Genomic DNA, 16660 nt, shown 5'->3' on the forward strand with positions numbered 1-16660 from the left:
GGCATCGAGCAGACCTTGCGCGAACTGCGCATGCTGGATCTTGTCGGACGCCTGCCAATAGCCGCCATGGATGAAGACCCAGATCGGAGCGCGTCGCGCGCCGGCCGGATGGTAGAGATCAAGCGTCTCGAAGCGGCCCGGACCATAGGCGAGATCGAGCCCGGCATGGCCGGCGCGGAAGGATGCGCCATCGCGGCTCCATTGCCGGAACAGCGCCGTCATGTCGGCCTGGAGGCGCGGGCTGTACTGTCGTGCGAGTTCACGCAGCGTGTAGCCTTCGACCTCGGTGTCCGGCGGCGGCTGCGGCGGACCGAAACGGGCGCGGATCGTCAGGCCGGGCTCCGTTCCGGGCTGCAGCCGGATCGGCGGCCGGAAACCGGCGAAGACCTCGCGATAGGCCAGTTCAATGGCAAGGCGCGAGAGGTGGAAGGCGGCGGGATCGGCAGCCTGCCAGTCCATGCCGGTCAGATGATGCGGGCCGCAACCGGCCGCAATCAGGCCGGCGAGAACCTTGCTCAAGGCGTCGCGCAACGCTTCGACGGGATCGGCCTCGGCGCTATGCGCGACGATCTCCGCGGTCCCGATGTCAGACGCCGACATAGCGATGCACCATTTCCGCCTGGGCCGCGAGTTCGGCGCTGGAACCGGACCAGACCGTACGCCCCTTCTCGATGATGTAGTGGCGGTCGGCGAGCCGCTTGAGCACGGCGATGTTCTTGTCGATCAGGAGGATGGATTGCCCCTGCGCCTTGAGCGCTTCGAGGCAGCGCCAGATCTCGGCCCGGATCACCGGCGCCAGCCCCTCGGTCGCCTCGTCGAGGATGAGGAGCTTCGGATTGGTCATCAGCGCCCGGCCGATCGCGAGCATCTGCTGCTCACCGCCCGAAAGCGTGCGGGCGGACTGGCCGGCGCGCTCCTGAAGGCGCGGGAACAGGGCATAGACCCGGTCCAGCGTCCAGGGCGAGGCGCGCCCGAGCCGGTTCGCGGCGGTTGCAACGAGGTTCTCGCGCACGCTCAGGGTCGGGAAGACCTGCCGGCCTTCCGGCACCAGGCCGATGCCGCAACGGGCGATCGTCTCGGGTGCACTGCCCTGCAGCGCGCGGCCGTCGAAGCGGATCTCGCCGCCCTTCGGCGCGAGCAACCCCATCAGTGAGCGCACCGTCGTGGTCTTGCCCATGCCGTTGCGGCCGAGCAGGGTCACGACCTCGCCATCGCCGATATCGAGCCCGACATCGAACAGCACCTGGCTCGCGCCATAGGCCGATTGCAGGTTGCGCACGCTCAGCATCAGGCGTCTCCCTCGCCGAGATAGGCGATGCGGACCTCTTGGTTCTCGCGGATCTCCTCCGCCGTTCCGGTCGCGATGACGCGGCCATAGACCAGCACCGAGATCCGGTCGGCGAGCGCGAAGACGGCATCCATATCGTGCTCGACCAGGAGCATGGTGATGCGGCCCTTCAGCCCCAGGAGCATCGCGACCATCTGCTCGCTCTCGGCATGACCGAGCCCCGCCATCGGCTCGTCGAGCAGCAGCAGGCGCGGCTCGCAGGCGAGCGCGATGGCGAATTCCAGCTGCTTCTGTTCGCCATGGGAGAGGTCGGCGACCTTGACCTCGGCCCGGTTTGCGAGGCCGGCAGCGTTCAGATGCTCGCGGGCACGCTGGCGCAGGCTCTTGTCGCGGCGAGCATCGGCGAAGAAGCGGAAGCTGTGCCCCTGCCGCGCCTGGACCGCGAGCGCGACATTGTCGAGCATGGTGAAGTCCGGCAGGAGCTGGTTGATCTGGAAGGTGCGGGCAAGGCCGCGGCGGACGCGCTGCGGCGTCGCCAGCGTGTCGATCGCTTCGCCATCCAGCCTGATCTGCCCGGCGTCATGGCTGAGCTCGCCGAAGAGCTGGGTCAGCAGCGTGGTCTTGCCGGCGCCGTTGGGACCGATCAGCGCATGGATCTCGCCTTCGACGACGTCGAGGTCGACGCTGTCGGTGGCAACGAGGCCGCCGAAGCGCTTGCGCAGCCCGCGAACCGAGAGGAGCGGCTGACTCATCGCTCGCTCCTGCCGATGCCGATCCGGTTGAACAGCCCGTTGAGCCCGCCCTGCGTGAACAGGACCACGAGCAGCAGGATCGGCCCGAGCACGAGCTGCCAATGCTCGGTCGAGGAGGTCAGCACCGTTTCGAGGATGACGAGGGCGGCAGCGCCGAAGAGCGGGCCGAGCAAGGTCCCGACACCGCCGAGGATGACCATGATCATCAGCTCGCCCGACTTGGTCCAGTGCAGCATGTCGGGGCTGACGAAGCGCAGATAGTTCGCCATCAGCGCGCCGGCGAGACCGGTGCCCATGCCGGAGATCACGAAAGCCGCCAGCTTGTAGCGATAGGGCGCGATGCCGATCGCCGCCATGCGCCGCTCATTCTGGCGGATGCCGGCCAGCACCATGCCGAAGCGCGAGCCGATGATGCGCCAGAGAACCAGGAAGACCAGCGCCGCGACCGCGAGGCAGATGAAATAGAAGGTGATGTCGTCGCGGGTGTTGAGGCCGAAGAGCTCGTTGCGGCGGCGGATCGTCATGCCGTCGTCGCCGCCATAGGCCTTGAGCGAGACGAACAGGAAGAACAGCATCTGCGCGAAAGCGAGCGTGATCATGATGAACTGCACGCCGCTGGTCCGCAGGCAGAGTGCGCCGATCATCAGGGCGAGCAGGCCGCCGACCAGGATCGCGGCCGGCAGCGTGATCAGAAGCTGGCTCGTGCCCGGGATCAGGCCGAGGAAGAGGCCATCGTCGACATAGGTCCGGTAGAGGATGCCGACGACATAGCCGCCGACGCCGAAGAAGGCGGCGTGGCCGAAGGAAACCATCCCTCCGAAACCAAGCGCGAGGTTCAGGCTGGCGGCGGCGATCGCGTAGATCAACACGCGGGTCGCCAGCGGCACCAGCGCCGGTTGGCCGAGCGCCTGGACGAGAAAGGGCAAGGCGACGAGGCCGAGGGCCAGCGCGAGCAGCGCCAAGGCGCGGCCTGCGTTCGGCGCAGCTGGATTTGCGTGAGTGATGGCGTCCTCAGACATTGGCGGGGAAAAGTCCCTTGGGCCGCACCAGCAGCACCACGGCCATCAGCATGTAGATGCCCATCGAGGCTAAGCCCGCGCCGAGCGCATCGGCCTCCGAGCCGGTCATGACCTGGCGCAGCAGGCCGGGCAGGAAGGCGCGTAAGGACGTGTCGACGAGGCCGACGAGCAGGGCGCCGAAGAAGGCGCCGCGGATCGAGCCGACGCCGCCGATCACCACCACGACGAAGGTCATGATCAGGATCTGCTCGCCCATGCCGACCTGCACGGCCAGGATCGGCCCGGCCATCAATCCGGCGAGGCCGGCGAGCAGCGCTCCTAACCCGAAGACGGCGGTGTAGAGCAGCCGGATGTCGACGCCGAGCGCCCGGACCATCTCGCGATGCGTCGCGCCGGCCCGCACCAGCATGCCGATGCGGGTGCGGTTGATCAGCAGATAGAGCCCCAGCGCGACGGCAAGGCCGACGGCGATGATGATGAGCCGATAGACCGGATAGACGAGGCCGGGCAACAGCTCGACCGAGCCGTTGAGCGCGGGCGGCACGGAGACGAAGAGCGGCTGACGCCCGAACAGGATGGTCACGCTCTGGTTGAAGATCAGGATCAGCGCGAAGGTCGCCAGCACCTGATCGAGATGGTCGCGGGCATAGAGCCGGCGCAGCACGAAAACTTCCATCGCCATGCCGACCAGGGCGGCTGCCGCGAGGCCTGCCAGCACGGCGAGCAGGACAGAGCCGGTCTGCGCCGCGGCGAAGGCCGCGGCATAGGCGCCGACCATGTAGAGCGAGCCATGGGCGAGGTTGATCACGCCCATGATGCCGAAGATCAGCGTCAGCCCGGCGGCGAGCAGGAACAGCATCACGCCGAACTGCAGGCCGTTGAGCAATTGTTCGAGAACGAGCGTCATCGCGGGTCACGTCCGGCTGGCGACGGAATGGGCCGGTCGCAACCCATTCCGTCGATGCGGGAGCTTATCGTGTCAGAGCTTGCACTGCGCCGCATAGGCGTCGCCGTGATTGCTCAGCACCTTGCCGGCGGTCTTCAGCACCGGGGTGCCATCCGCGCCCTTCTCGACCTTGAGCGCGTACCAGTCCTGGATCGGATGCTGGTTGGTGCCGAACTTGAAGGCGCCGCGCACCGACTGGAAATCGGCCTTGGCGAGCGCCTTGCGCAGCGCCGGCACGTCGGTCTTGCCGCCGGTCGCCTTCAGCGCCGAGGCGATGGCGAGCGCGGTGTCATAGCCCTGGCTGGCATAGTAGGTCGGCACGCGGTTGTAGGCCTTCGTGAAGGCCTCGACGAATGCCTTGTTGGAGGCGTTGTCGAAGTCGGTGTTCCAATGGGCCGTCACGCTGAGCCCGAGCGCGGCGTCGCCGACGGCCTTGAGCGTGGTCGCGTCGAGCGAGGGCTCGGCCAGGACCATCGGGATTTTGCCGAGGAGGCCCGCCTGCTGGTACTGGCGCAGGAAGGCGATGCCGAGCCCGCCCGGATGGAACTGGAAGACCACCTCCGGATTGGCCGAGCGGATCTGCGCCATCTCCGGCGCGAAATCGGTCTGGTCGAGCCTGGTATAGACCTCGCCGACGATCTCGCCCTTGAACAGGCGCTTGAAGCCGGAGAGCGCATCCTTGCCGGCCTGGTAGTTCGGCGCGAGGATGAAGGCCTTCTTGTAGCCGAGATTGGTGGCGTGCTGGCCAGCGCTCTCATGCAGGCTGTCATTCTGCCAGGAGACGACGAAATAGTTCTCGTTGCACTCCTTGCCGGCGAAGTTCGACGGCGCGGCATTAGGGCTGACATAGAGCGCGCCGGCATCGACGATATCGGGCACGGTCGCGCCGGCGACGTTCGAGAAGACGATGCCCGTCATGATCTTGATGCCGTCGGTCTTCAGCATCTTCTCGGCGATCTGCTTGCCCTGGCCGGGCTTCAGCGCATCGTCCTCGACGACGAGCTCGACCGGCACGCCGCCGAGCTTGCCGCCGCCCATGTCGATCGCGAGCTTGAACGCGTCGCGAATATCCTGGCCGAGATAGCCGCCCGGTCCGGACAGTGTGGTGACCATGCCGATCTTGACCGGCTGCTGGGCGAGAGCGGTCGTCGCGGCAAGGGCGGCCGCGATGCCGAAAAGCAATCCGCGCAGTTTCATCTTGAGCTCCCGTTGTTCTGGTTTTGCCTCTGAGATCATTCGACGCGGCGTTTCTGCGCCGCCGCGCTCAATTTTTGTGGCGCCGCTGACGGGCAGCGGCGCCAATCATCTTCAAAGAGCGACCCAACCGGCCGGCGGCTTCCTGCCCGGATGGAGGGCGCCGCACTGCTTGCAGGTGCGGGCTTTCTCGTCGGCGAAGAAGGCCTCGTAGAGCGGCGGAAGGTCCTTCACGAGATCCCCAACCTTGAGCTCGATGCGGTGCACCAACCCGTTGCACTCGAAGCAATACCATTCGAAGCCATCGACCTGGTCCGGATGGCGGGCCGGCTCGACGACGAGCCCGATCGAGCCCTCCTGCGGGCGCTGCGGCGAATGGCGCACATGCGGCGGCAGCAGGAAGACATCGCCCTCGCGGATCGTCACGTCATAGTGCTTCCCGTCGTCGACGAGCTTCAGCATCATGTCGCCCTTGAGCTGGTAGAAGAACTCCTCCACCGGGTCGTCATGGAAATCGGCGCGCTGGTTCGGCCCGCCGACCACCATCACCGTCATCTGGCCATCGTCGAACACCTTCCTGTTGCCGACCGGCGGCTTGAGCAGATGTTCGTGCTCCTCGATCCACTTCTTGAAGTTGAAGGCCTTCAGCCGTCCTTCGGTCGCCATGGTCTCACCTCTCCCGTTTGTCCGTCCTACCCGAGTTTCAGCCCGCTTTCGCCAAGGGCCGGCCCGCAGCGAGCTTCAGCCCACAGCTCTCGAAGGCCGCGCGCGTCGCCGCCTTCTCGGTCTCCGTCAGCTCAAGCAGGGGCGCGCGCACGCGCCCGCCGACCTGGCCGAGCAGTTCCTGCCAGTATTTCTGATGCGCATGCGGCTTCTCCGCCGGCCGCGTCACGCGCAGCGCCTCGCGCACCGGCGCCAGGCTGTCGCGCACGGCATGCGCCTTCTCGACCTCGCCGGCGAAGGCGAGATCGGTGTATTCGCGCATGCGCAGATCGTTCGCACTCTGGATCAGATAGGGCGGCGAGGAGCAGAGATAGAGCTGCCAGCCGAGCTCGACGATGTTGTCGAGCCATTCCTCCTCCGAGGCGGTGCTGACCAGGATGCGGTCGCCGGCGAGGCGGGTCAGCTCGGCATACATGGCGCGCGGCACGCTGTACTTGATCGCGACGACGTTCTCGATGTCGGCCAGACGATTGCAGAGCTGCGGGCTCATCAGATAGCCGCTGTCGGGGTGACTCCACAGCGCGATGCCGATATCGACCTTTTCGGCAATCGTCCGGTAGTACTCGTAGAGCGTCTCGTCCTGCGCCTTGAAGAAGTGCAGCAGCGGCGCGTGCACGACGATATAGTCGGCGCCGACCTTCTGCGCGTGCTTCGCCAGATCGATGACGACGTCCATGTTCTGGTCGGAGCAGGACATGATCGTCTGGCCGCGGCCGGCCGTGGCCTCGACGGCGAGCTCGAAGCTGCGCTTGCGCTCCTCGACCGACATCGAGAAGAACTCGCCCTGCTTGCCGGCGATGAACAGGCCGTCGATCTTCAGATCGTCGGTCCAGTGCCGGATGTTCTGCCGGAAGCCGTCCTCGTCGATGGCGAGCGACTGGGTGAAAGGCGTCAGCGCTGCCGCCCAGATGCCTTTCATGTTGGCGCGGGCGTAGGCCTTGGCGTCCTTCCTGGCGTAGTTCATGCGACTGCCTCCTCCTCGTTCGCCGGCTAGATCGCCATGCGGTGCGAGACGTTCTTGATGATCGTGTAGTGCGAAAGCCCCTCGGCCCCGCCCTCGCGGCCATAGCCGCTATCCTTGACGCCACCGAAGGGTGTCTCGGCCACCGAGGCCTCGAGCGTGTTGATCGAAACGTTGCCAGCCTCGATCCCGTCGGCCAGGCGGTCTGCGTTGCTGGCAGAATGGGTAAAGGCGTAGGCGGCGAGGCCGAAGGGCAGTGAATTCGCCTTTTCGATCGCCTCATCGAGCGAGGAGACCGGGCTGATCAGGGCGAGCGGTCCGAACGGTTCCTCGCGCATGGCGCGGGCCTCGTCCGGCACGTCGGCTAGGACCGTTACGGGGAAGAAATAGCCGCGATTGCCGATGCGCTCGCCGCCGGCCAGCACGCGCGCGCCCTTGGCTCTGGCGTCGGCGACCAGCACCTCCATCGCCTCGATGCGGCGATGGTTGGCGAGCGGACCCATCTGTGTCCCGCTGTCGAGGCCGTTGCCGACCACCACGGACCGCGCCTTCTCGGCGAAGGTCCTGGCGAAGGCCTCGTAGATCGGCTTCTGCACGAAGAAGCGCGTCGGCGAGGTGCAGACCTGGCCGGTATTGCGGGCCTTGCGGATCGCCGAGGCCGTTGCTGCGGCAACCGGGTCGACATCGTCGCAGACGATCACCGGGGCATGGCCGCCAAGCTCCATCAGCACCGGCTTCATATGGTCGGCGGCGATCCTGGTCAGGTGCTTGCCGACGGCGGTCGAGCCGGTGAAGGCGATCAGCCGGGTCTGCTCCTGCGGGATCAGGTACTGGGAGATCTCGGCCGGGATGCCGAAGACCAGATTGAACACACCGGGCGGCAGGCCGGCATCATGCAAGGCGCGGGCGATGTGGAGCGCCCCGGCCGGGGTCTCCTCGGCGGCCTTCAGGATGATCGAGCAGCCCGCCGCGAGCGCCCCGGCGATCTTGCGCGCCGGCTGGCTCATCGGGAAATTCCAGGGCGAGAACGCCGCGACCATGCCGATCGGCTGGTGCATCACGACGTATTTGATGCCGGGCTCGCTCGGGATGACGCGGCCATAGGTGCGTTGGCCCTCGGCCGCATCCCATTCGAAGAACTCGCAGCCGCGGATCACCTCGAGCTGCGCCTGGGCGAAGGGCTTGCCGTGCTCGAGCGTGATCGCATGGGCGATCTCGTCGATACGGGCCCGCATCAGCGCCGCCGCCTTGAGCATGATCTCGCCGCGGGCGCGCGGCGACGTCCGGCTCCAGACCCTGAAACCTTCCTTGGCCGCAGCCAGCGCATCGTCGAGATCCGCGCGCGTCGCCACAGGGACCGCGCCGATCACATTCTCATCGGCTGGATTGAGCACCGGCAGGCTGTCGGAGGTCTTGCGCCAGGCGCCGCCGATATAGAGCTGCAGGTCGGGATAGGCGGTCATGAAAGCCTCGATCGGAGCGGCACGCGGCGTGATGTCGAGGCATGATGGCCATGGTTCCGACCATATGGAATTCAGCTTATTTGTCTTAATTCAGATAATCTGATTATAAATCTGCCATGGCGGTTACGCTGCGACAGATCCAGGCCTTCCTCGCGGTTGCCGAGCTGGGCACCTTCACCAAGGCGGCTGAGCGGCTGCACATGGCGCAGCCGGCATTGTCGCAATTGGTACGAGAGCTGGAGCACGCACTCGGGGTCCGTCTTTTCGACCGCACGACGCGCCGGGTCGAGCTGACGGAAGGCGGGCGGGAGTTCCAGGGCGCATCGGCCAAGATCGTCCACGATCTCGACCTCGCCATTCAGAACGCCAACGACCTCGCCGAGCGCCGGCGCGGCCGGATCACCGTCGCCGCCCCGCCGCTCCTGGCGGCGGCGATCCTGCCCGAGGCGATCGCCGAGATGCGCGAGCGGTTTCCCGGCGTGCAGGTGGCGGTGCTCGACGCACGCACGGACACGATCGTCGAGGCCGTGCGGACGAATCGCGCCGACTGCGGCCTGGGGACCTTCGCTGCCGTCGAGGACGGTATCGAGCGCATTCCGATGGCGCGCGACAATCTGATGCTGTTCTGCAGCCCCGGCAGCCGCTTCGCCGGCACGACGGTGGACTGGCGGGAGTTGCAGAACGAGCCGTTGATCACGCTGACGCGCGACAGCGGCATCCGGCTGCTGGTCGAGGTCGCCTATGAAACCGTCGGCATCCCGCTCATGCCGGCCTACGAGGTGTCGCAGATCACCACCGCGCTGGCATTGGTCGAGGCTCGTCTCGGCGTCGCCGTGCTCCCGACCTATGCACGCGCCGCAGCACCGCATCGCAGGCTCGTCGCCCGGCCGTTGTCAAATCCGGCGATCGCGCGGGACATCGTGATGATCAGGCCCAGCGGGCGCTCGATATCGCCCGCACTTGCCGCGTTCGAAACGATCCTGCGGCGCTATGCCCGTCGCCTCGCGCCAACCGATGTCGACTGATCACGACGTGGAGCACCGCAACCTCGCGCACAGGGGCGCCACTCCAGCGCTCATGCTCCGATGGTCGAGTTCGCTGCCGACTTCGACTGGTGTTGCCTCGCGATCAGATTCAGAGCGTTCAAGGTTACCTGGGCCGCGAGCAGAGCCGACATGCCTCCCACGTCATGGGGAGGGCTCACAGTATTGATATTGACCCCGACGAGGTTGAGGCCGGCACAGGCTTCCAGGACCGCGAGGCCCTCGCGCGAGGTCGCGCCGCCCCAGGTCGGGGTGCAGACGCCCGGCGCGACCGAGGGGTCGAAGAAGTCCATGTCGTAGGAGAGGTAGACGGGCCGGTCGCCGATGCGCGCCCGGATCTCCGCGAAGACGGTCTCGATGCCCCGTTCGAGCAGTTCACCCATCGGGATCACGTTGTAGCCGAGGCTTCGGCCATATTCGCCGACGCCGGGCAGCATCGTCGTGCCGCGCATGCCGACCTGATAGGAGCGCGTCGGGTCGACAAGGCCTTCCTCTGCGGCACGCCCGAAGGCGGTAGCGGTATTGTATCCGTCGATTGGGTAGGCATCGGTGTGGGCGTCGATGTGGACCGTCACGAGATCGGGGTAGACGCGGTGAAGCGCGCGCATCTCCGGCAGCGCGATGGCCCCGTCGCCGCCAAGCGTGATGGCTACCGCCCGCGTCTCGGCGATCGCCCCGACAGCCGCCTCGATAGCCGCATAGGAGGTTTCGAGGTCGCCGGGGCCGACCCTGGCGTCGCCGACGTCGACGACGCCGAGTGCATCGAGCGGGTTGATGCCGTTGGCGAAATCGAAGGCGCGCAGCAGCAGCGACTGTTCCCGGATCGACGACGGCCCGAGCCGCGAGCCGACGCGCTGGGGATGGGTCCCGCAGTCGAAGGGCAGGCCGAGTACCACCGCCTTGGCGTCGCCGATCTCCGTGCGATGCGGAACGCCCATGAAAGTCTGGGCGAGCGAAAACGGGGCGGTCGTCATTGATCTACCTGTTTGGTTCGGGAAGCGAGGAACGGGCGGCTGCACGCCGCCCGTGGATGTCGGGCTCAGGACGCGATGGTGTCCAGGTAGCGGGCGAGGATCGCGGCGTAGTGCTGCGCGTACCACTCGTTGTCGACGGCGACCTGACGCGCGAAGTTCTCGGGCGAGCCGCAGTCGAGCGCCTTCATCTCGGCAGGGACCATCGCCGCGGCGGCCGGGTTCACCGGTCCGTTGCCGACGCGCTTGAACAGCTCCACCTGGCTCTTGGGATCCTGCGTCGAGGCGACGAACTGCCAGGCACCAGCCTTGGCCGGGTTGCCCTTCGGCACGATCCAGGCGCCGGGGAAGAGGATGCCATCCTCGAAGGTGAACTTGATGTGGTCGCCGACCTCCTTGGCGAGCAGCATCGAGCGCGTGTGCCAGAGATTGCCCATCACGACTTCCTGGTTGCGGAAGAGCTGCTGGCTCTCCGCGCCGGTCGCCCAGAAGATGGTGTGCGGCTTGATTTCCTTGATCTTGGCGAGCGCCCGGTCGACGTCGATCGGATAGATCTTGTCGCGGCTGACACCGTCGGCGAGCAGCGCCGCCTCGAGCATCCCCTCGATGTTGTTGCGCAGGGTCCGCTTGCCCGGGAAGTCCTTGACGTTCCAGAAGTCCTTCCAGTTCTTCGGCGCCGGCCCGCGCAGGGTCTTGGCGTCGTAGGTGAGCACGAAGGAGTAGAGATAGGCGCCGACGCCCCAATCCGAGCGGTGGGCCGGCCGCAGCTTGTCCTGCGCGACGATCGACCAGTCGACCTTCTCCAGCAGGTTCTGGCGGCCGAGCTCGATCGACGCCGGCACCGTGCGGTCGCAGACATCCCAGGTCACGGCGCCGCTCTCGACCATCGCCTTGATCTTGCCCGAGCTCGGACCCGAGCCGTTGATGATCGCCTTCGCCCCTGGATTGGCGGCATTGAAGGGCTGTGCCCAGATCGCGTCATAGGCCGGCACGGCATCGCCGCCCCAGTTGACGATCATGATCTCGCCGGCGGCGGCGTGCGCCGGCGTCAGGCGAAGCCCGGCCGGGATGGCGCCGAGCATGGCGAGCGCCTGCAGGAAGCGCCGGCGATGCACGCGCTTGCCCTCGGTCTGCTCGCGCAGGATTGCCAGGCAGTCTTCACGGAACTCCTGATGTTCTCTCGTCATGGCATGGTCCCCTCTGTTTTTAGGCTTTTGCAGAAGCGCTGCGCGCCGTCGTGATCGCGACGACGACGAAGGTCAGGACGATCATCACCGTGCCGAGCGCGGCGATCGCCGGGTCGATATTATCCGCCAGCCCCTCCCAGATGCGGCGCGGCAGGGTGGTGACGGCGCGGCTGGTGACGAAGAGCGCGACGATCGTCTCGTCCCAGGAGGTGATGAAGGCGAAGGCGGCGCCGGCGACGATGCCGGCGCGGATCTGCGGCAGGATCACCCAGCTCATCGCCTGCCGCGCATCGGCCCCGAGACTGCGCGCTGCCTGCTCGAGCCGCGGATCGACGTTCGCCAGCGTGCCGGCGACCGTGAGCACGACGAAGGGAAGCCCTTTCATCGCGTGGATGAGGATCAGGCCGAGATAGGTGTCGAGCAGTCCGAGCGTCGCCCAGGCCCGGTAGAAGGCGACGGCATGGACGATCGGCGGCACGATGATCGGCGCGAGCAGCAGCAGCCTCAGCCGCTTGGCGAGCGGCACGCCGAGGCGCCAGGCACCGACCGCGAAGGCGACGCCGAGCACGGTCGCAAGCACCGTCGCGCCCAGCCCGACGATGAGGCTGTCGACGATGCTCTTCGACCAGCGGCCGTCGGTCACCAGGCTCTCGTAATGGCGCAGCGAGATCGCGCCCTTCGGCAGCGAGAGATAACGTTCCGGCGTGAAAGAGATCGGGATGATGACCAGGACCGGCAGCAGCAGGAAGGCCGCGGCGAGCCAGGCGACGATCCGCTTGAGCGACAGGCCTTGTCCTTTCGTCGGGGAGGCGGGAGGGGCCATGGCTATTTCCTCAGCGCCTGCTCGACGTCCATGAACCGGCTGAGCCACATCACCAGCAGCAGCACGGTGCCGAGCAGGACGGTCGCCAGCATCGCGGCGAGCCCCCAACGCAAGGTCTCGGAGATCTGCACGCTGATGAACTCCGCGACCATGATCGTGCGGCCGCCGCCGAGGATCGCCGGGGTGATGTAGAACCCGAGCGAGAAGATCATCACGATCACCCCCGCGCCGATCAGGCCCGGCAGGCTGAGGGGCAGGAACACCCAGCGGAACGCCTGTGACGGCGTGGCGCCCAGCGCGCGGGCCGCAGGGACCAAGCGGTCGTCGATGCCGCGCAGGCTCGTATAGAGCGGCAGGATCGCATAGGGCAGCATGTAGTGGACCATGCCGACGATCACGCCGAACTCGTTGCGCACGAGGCTCAGCGGGCTGTCGATGACCCCGGCCGAGATCAGGAGCGAGTTGACCACCCCGCGCGACTGCAGCAGAGCGACCCAGGCGAAGGCCCGGATGAGCGCGCTGATCCAGAAGCTCGCCACCACGATCCCGAGCAGGACCTGGCGCTCGCGTGGCCCGCAATGCAGCAGGGCATAGGCGACGAGGTATCCGATGAGGAGCGCCAGAACGGTGGTGATCGCCCCGATCCGCACCGTCGTCCAGAGCACACGCTGCACGGCGCCGTTGTTGACGAGTTCGGCGTAGTTCGCGACGCCGGGCCGCGGCACGGTGAAGCTGAGCACCAGCACGTTGAGAACCGGCGCGAGGTAGAACAGCGCCAGGAGCACGCAAGGGGCGAGCATCATCAGCCAGTAAAGCCGCTCGGTCCCGCTGGAGCTTGCGGCTGGGGCGCTCACGGCGATGCCTCGCTCGGGCGCACGAGGATGGCTGCGTCCGGCTCCCAGGATGCGACCATCTCCTCACCCTCGACGAACGACCGCTGCCCGGCCGGAACTGTCGCAAGCAGCGGCTGGCCGTCCTCGAGCTTGAGCTCGACCTCGACGGAGGCGCCGAGATAGGTGACGTCGCTGACCCTGCCCCGGACCTGGCAGGGTGATCCGCCGGTACCGTTCGCCGACGCAGCGAGCCTGATCTTCTCCGGCCTGAGCGCGGCGACAGCCGAGGCGCCCAATTGCGGGGCGATGCCGTTCTCGGCTGCTGTCGAGGCGAAGCCCGGCATGTGAAGCTCGACCTGCCCCCGACCGGCCGACGCAATCTTGCCGCGCAGGAAGTTGCTCTTGCCGAGGAAGCCGGCGACGAATTCGGTGGCCGGCCGCTCATAGAGCTCCGATGGCGGAGCGATCTGGAGGATCCGGCCACGGTCGAGGATGACGATGCGATCCGACATCGTCAGCGCCTCCTCCTGGTCATGCGTGACGTAGATGAAGGTCGTGCCGACCTCGCGGTGGATCGACTTGAACTCGGTCTGGAACTCCTTGCGGAGGGCCCGGTCGAGCGCGCTCAGAGGTTCGTCCAGGAGCAGGAGCTCGGGGGAAAACACGAGCGAGCGCGCCAGGGCGACACGCTGCTGCTGCCCGCCCGAGAGCTGGCGCGGATAGCGATGGGCGAAGGTCTGAAGCTTCGCCATCTCGAGCGCCGCCAGAATTTTCGACCGGGCCGCCTCTCCGGTGATGCCGCGCGCCCGCAGCGGGAAGGCGACGTTGTCGAAGACGGTGAGATGCGGGAACAGCGCATAGCCCTGGAAGACGACGCCGAAGTTCCGCCGCTCCGGCGGCAGCGCGGTCACATCGCGATCGTCGAGCAGGATGCGCCCGCGGCTCGGGCTGACGAAGCCGGCGATGCTCATCAGGACCGTCGTCTTGCCGGAGCCGGAAGGGCCCAGCAGCGTGACGAACTCCCCGGCGCCGATCGTCAGATCGGTCGGTTCGAGCGCGACGAAATCGCCATAGCGCTTCTCGACCTTGTCGAGGACGAGAGTGTCTTTCACCGATCCGGTCCCATTCCCCACGCTATTCAGGCTTGGCGCAATGGTCGCGGTTTCGCGGGCCACGTCAAAAACGAAATGGCCTAAAAGGTATAATCTTGCATTATAACCTTGGCGAGGGAGGCTGGCTTTGGACACACGACATCTGGAGGCGTTCCGCGCGGTGATCGAGACCGGCTCGATGAGCGCGGCGGCGGTGCTGCTGGCGAAATCGCAGCCGGCGATCAGCAATCTGATCACGCGGCTGGAGGACGAGCTTGGGGTCGCGCTGTTCGAGCGGAAGAAAGGAAAGCTCCAGGTCACGCCCGAGGCGATGCTGTTCTACGAGGAGGCGCGGCGCACGCTCGGCGTGCTCGAACGCACGCGCCAGGTGGCGCGCGATCTGAAGAGCCTGCGCTCGGGCACCTTGTCACTGGCGAGCCAGCCCGGCCTCGCGACCTATGTCCTGCCACCGATCATCGCGCGGTTGCTGGAGCGGTGGCCTGAAGGCACGGTACGCTTCATCACCCGATCCTCGCCGACCGTTCGCGACCTTGGCCGCATCGAGGCGTTCGACATCGGCTTTGCGGAACTGCCGATCGAAAGCCCGGCCTCGGTCATCGACACGATCGAGGTGCCTTGCGTCTGCATGCTGCCGGCGAGCCATCCCCTCGCGGCAGAGACCGTCATCACGCCGCGCCATCTCGACGACGTTCCCTTCATCTCGCTCTACGCCGACCATTTCCTGCACGAAGCGATCGAGCGCGCCTTCGCCGAGCAGTCGGCGCGGCTGCGCATGGCCGTCCATGTCGAGTTCTTCGGCACGGCTTGCGCCCTCGCCATGGAGAATGTCGGCGTGACCATCGTCGACGTGATCACCAGTCTTCACTTCCGCAAGGTCGGCCTGGTCGCGCGGCCCTTCGAACCGAGGCTCGACTATCGCTATGCGATGTTCCAACCCACCCTGCGCCCGATGTCACGCATCACCCGCGAGTTTGTCGAAGCATTCAGGGATCAAAATGCTCGACTAATCCAGGCCAACAACCCTTACCTCGGCTGAAATTGCCGCCTACGGCCGAAAAGAGCGGCAGAATAGCCGCTCAGAGATCACGGTCCGGCGGTAATGCATTCGGGCCGCTATGGCCGTGCCGATTTAACCAATCCGACGAACCAGGCTCTGGTAGACGACTGAAGCGCGTCGCCAACAGATATCTATGGGTTGATATCTATGGGCCGGTCCAAATGTCCGCTTTTGGACGCTCGACCGATGTCCTTTATTGGCGCGTAGGGCGCTCTATTTCTGATGGCCGCGCGACAAAGCCGCTTCGAGGTGGCGGCTGTAGAGCGACATTGCGAAACAGACTGCGAAGTAGAACAGCGCGCCGGCGACGTAAGCTTCCGTCGAGAACCCCAACCAGGCCGGGTCGGACAGGCTCGCCTTGAAGGTCCCCAGCAGGTCGAAGACACCGATCACCAGGACCAGGCTGGTGTCCTTGAAGATCATGATGAAGGTGTTGACCTGAGCCGGAATGACGGCCTTCAGCGCCTGCGGAAGAATGACGAGACGCAACGCCTGCCAGCGCGTCAGAGCAAGCGACGAAGCGCCCTCCGACTGCCCCCTGGGCACGGACTGCAAGCCCGCGCGAAAGATCTCTGCGAGATAGGCCGAGCCGAAGATCGTGAAGCCGACCTGCGCGCGGACGAGCACTTCGAGTTCGACTCCTTCGGGGAGGAAGAGCGGGACCATGATCGAGGCCAGGAACAGGATCGAGATCAGCGGCACGCCGCGGATGAGCTCGATCCAGGCGATCGAGAGCAGGCGGACGACCCGCATCTGCGACAGGCGGCCGAGTGCGAGGATCAGCCCGAGCGGATAGGCGGTCGCGAGCGCGACGACGGCGATCCAGACCGTGACCACGAGGCCGCTCCAGGTCCGCAGCGGCGCCGGCGTCAGGCCGAATGCGCCGCCTTGCAGGAAGAGCGCGGTGAAGACGAGCACTGCCACCCAGGCCAGCAGCAGGCTGCGTCCCCAGAAGGCGCGGTAGAGGCTGGCGCCGATCATCGCGGTGATCAGGCAGAGCACGAGCCCCACACGCCAATGCGCGGCCTCGGGCACGAAGCCGAAGATGAAGAAGTCGAGCTTGTCGGCGATGAAGGCCCAGCAGGCGCCCGAGGCCGCCCGGCAGGCCGCGGCGTCGCCCCGGAAGACGGCTTCGGCCCAGCCCCAGGCATAGAGCTTCGCCGCCAGCCAGAGGGTGAAGGCGGTGCAGACCGCGGTGATCGCGATGTTCGCCCAGCTCGAGAAGAGAGGCTTCAGCCCTTCGGGCAACCAGCCCGAAGTCGGGCGCGATAGCGTCGCGGTCTCCATC

At 66.6% G+C, this 16660-nt stretch carries 16 protein-coding genes and 1 pseudogene; 2 read left to right on the forward strand and 15 right to left on the reverse strand.

Annotated features, from left to right (window positions below):
• The 9 genes and pseudogenes from V6M56_RS19745 to V6M56_RS19785 all read right to left on the reverse strand — a co-directional run.
• A pseudogene (locus tag V6M56_RS19745) lies at positions 1–600 on the reverse strand (hypothetical protein); the annotation flags it as partial.
• Positions 587–1288 carry an ABC transporter ATP-binding protein gene (locus tag V6M56_RS19750; protein WP_332686184.1) on the reverse strand — a complete coding sequence of 234 codons (702 nt, stop codon included), beginning with the start codon at positions 1286–1288 and terminating at the stop codon, positions 587–589. The pseudogene V6M56_RS19745 and the gene V6M56_RS19750, both read right to left, overlap by 14 nt.
• Positions 1288–2040, reverse strand: a complete 753-nt coding sequence (locus V6M56_RS19755; RefSeq protein WP_332686185.1) for an ABC transporter ATP-binding protein — start codon at positions 2038–2040, stop codon at positions 1288–1290. The genes V6M56_RS19750 and V6M56_RS19755 overlap by 1 nt, the downstream gene beginning before the upstream one ends.
• Entirely contained in the window at positions 2037–3059 is a 1023-nt protein-coding gene (locus V6M56_RS19760; RefSeq protein WP_332686186.1) for a branched-chain amino acid ABC transporter permease, read from the reverse strand. Before V6M56_RS19760 ends, V6M56_RS19755 begins: the two co-directional genes overlap by 4 nt.
• A complete protein-coding gene (locus tag V6M56_RS19765) occupies positions 3052–3966 on the reverse strand; it encodes a branched-chain amino acid ABC transporter permease (protein WP_332686188.1) in 915 nt (304 codons plus the stop codon). Before V6M56_RS19765 ends, V6M56_RS19760 begins: the two co-directional genes overlap by 8 nt.
• Positions 3967–4038: 72 nt before the next feature.
• The gene (locus tag V6M56_RS19770) at positions 4039–5202 is read right to left on the reverse strand and encodes an ABC transporter substrate-binding protein (protein ID WP_332686190.1); all 1164 of its coding nucleotides are present in this window, start codon (positions 5200–5202) and stop codon (positions 4039–4041) included.
• Positions 5203–5313: 111 nt separating this feature from the next.
• The gene (locus tag V6M56_RS19775) at positions 5314–5865 is read right to left on the reverse strand and encodes a 3-hydroxyanthranilate 3,4-dioxygenase (protein ID WP_332686192.1); all 552 of its coding nucleotides are present in this window, start codon (positions 5863–5865) and stop codon (positions 5314–5316) included.
• A gap of 37 nt (positions 5866–5902) precedes the next feature.
• A complete protein-coding gene (locus tag V6M56_RS19780; protein WP_332686193.1) occupies positions 5903–6886 on the reverse strand; it encodes a dihydrodipicolinate synthase family protein in 984 nt (327 codons plus the stop codon).
• A gap of 26 nt (positions 6887–6912) precedes the next feature.
• Positions 6913–8346, reverse strand: coding sequence for an NAD-dependent succinate-semialdehyde dehydrogenase (locus V6M56_RS19785; protein ID WP_332686194.1), 1434 nt, complete (start codon positions 8344–8346; stop codon positions 6913–6915).
• 116 nt (positions 8347–8462) lie between these two features.
• Here V6M56_RS19785 and V6M56_RS19790 point away from each other — a divergent pair, with 116 nt between their 5' ends.
• Complete coding sequence (locus V6M56_RS19790) at positions 8463–9371, forward strand: LysR family transcriptional regulator (RefSeq protein ID WP_332686195.1); 909 nt, start codon at positions 8463–8465, stop codon at positions 9369–9371.
• A 50-nt stretch (positions 9372–9421) separates the two neighbouring features.
• On the opposite strand, the gene V6M56_RS19795 is transcribed toward V6M56_RS19790, so the two are convergent.
• From V6M56_RS19795 to V6M56_RS19815, 5 genes are all read right to left on the reverse strand, one after another.
• Complete coding sequence (locus V6M56_RS19795) at positions 9422–10363, reverse strand: arginase family protein (RefSeq protein WP_332686196.1); 942 nt, start codon at positions 10361–10363, stop codon at positions 9422–9424.
• 65 nt (positions 10364–10428) lie between these two features.
• Entirely contained in the window at positions 10429–11547 is a 1119-nt protein-coding gene (locus V6M56_RS19800) for an ABC transporter substrate-binding protein (protein ID WP_332686197.1), read from the reverse strand.
• Positions 11548–11566: 19 nt separating this feature from the next.
• Positions 11567–12370 (reverse strand): ABC transporter permease, encoded by an 804-nt coding sequence (locus V6M56_RS19805; protein ID WP_332686199.1) that lies wholly within the window; start codon positions 12368–12370, stop codon positions 11567–11569.
• Positions 12371–12372: 2 nt separating this feature from the next.
• Positions 12373–13224, reverse strand: a complete 852-nt coding sequence (locus V6M56_RS19810) for an ABC transporter permease (RefSeq protein WP_332686201.1) — start codon at positions 13222–13224, stop codon at positions 12373–12375.
• Positions 13221–14315, reverse strand: a complete 1095-nt coding sequence (locus V6M56_RS19815; protein WP_332686203.1) for an ABC transporter ATP-binding protein — start codon at positions 14313–14315, stop codon at positions 13221–13223. Before V6M56_RS19815 ends, V6M56_RS19810 begins: the two co-directional genes overlap by 4 nt.
• A gap of 127 nt (positions 14316–14442) precedes the next feature.
• On the opposite strand from V6M56_RS19815, the gene V6M56_RS19820 reads away from it, so the two are divergent.
• Positions 14443–15351 carry a LysR substrate-binding domain-containing protein gene (locus tag V6M56_RS19820; protein WP_332686204.1) on the forward strand — a complete coding sequence of 303 codons (909 nt, stop codon included), beginning with the start codon at positions 14443–14445 and terminating at the stop codon, positions 15349–15351.
• A gap of 234 nt (positions 15352–15585) precedes the next feature.
• Here the strand turns inward: V6M56_RS19820 and V6M56_RS19825 are convergent, their stop codons facing one another.
• Positions 15586–16659 carry an amino acid ABC transporter permease gene (locus V6M56_RS19825; RefSeq protein ID WP_332686205.1) on the reverse strand — a complete coding sequence of 358 codons (1074 nt, stop codon included), beginning with the start codon at positions 16657–16659 and terminating at the stop codon, positions 15586–15588.
• Position 16660: the final 1 nt, after the last annotated feature.

This window comes from Allobosea sp. (genome assembly GCF_036675845.1).
GTDB lineage: Bacteria > Pseudomonadota > Alphaproteobacteria > Rhizobiales > Beijerinckiaceae > Allobosea.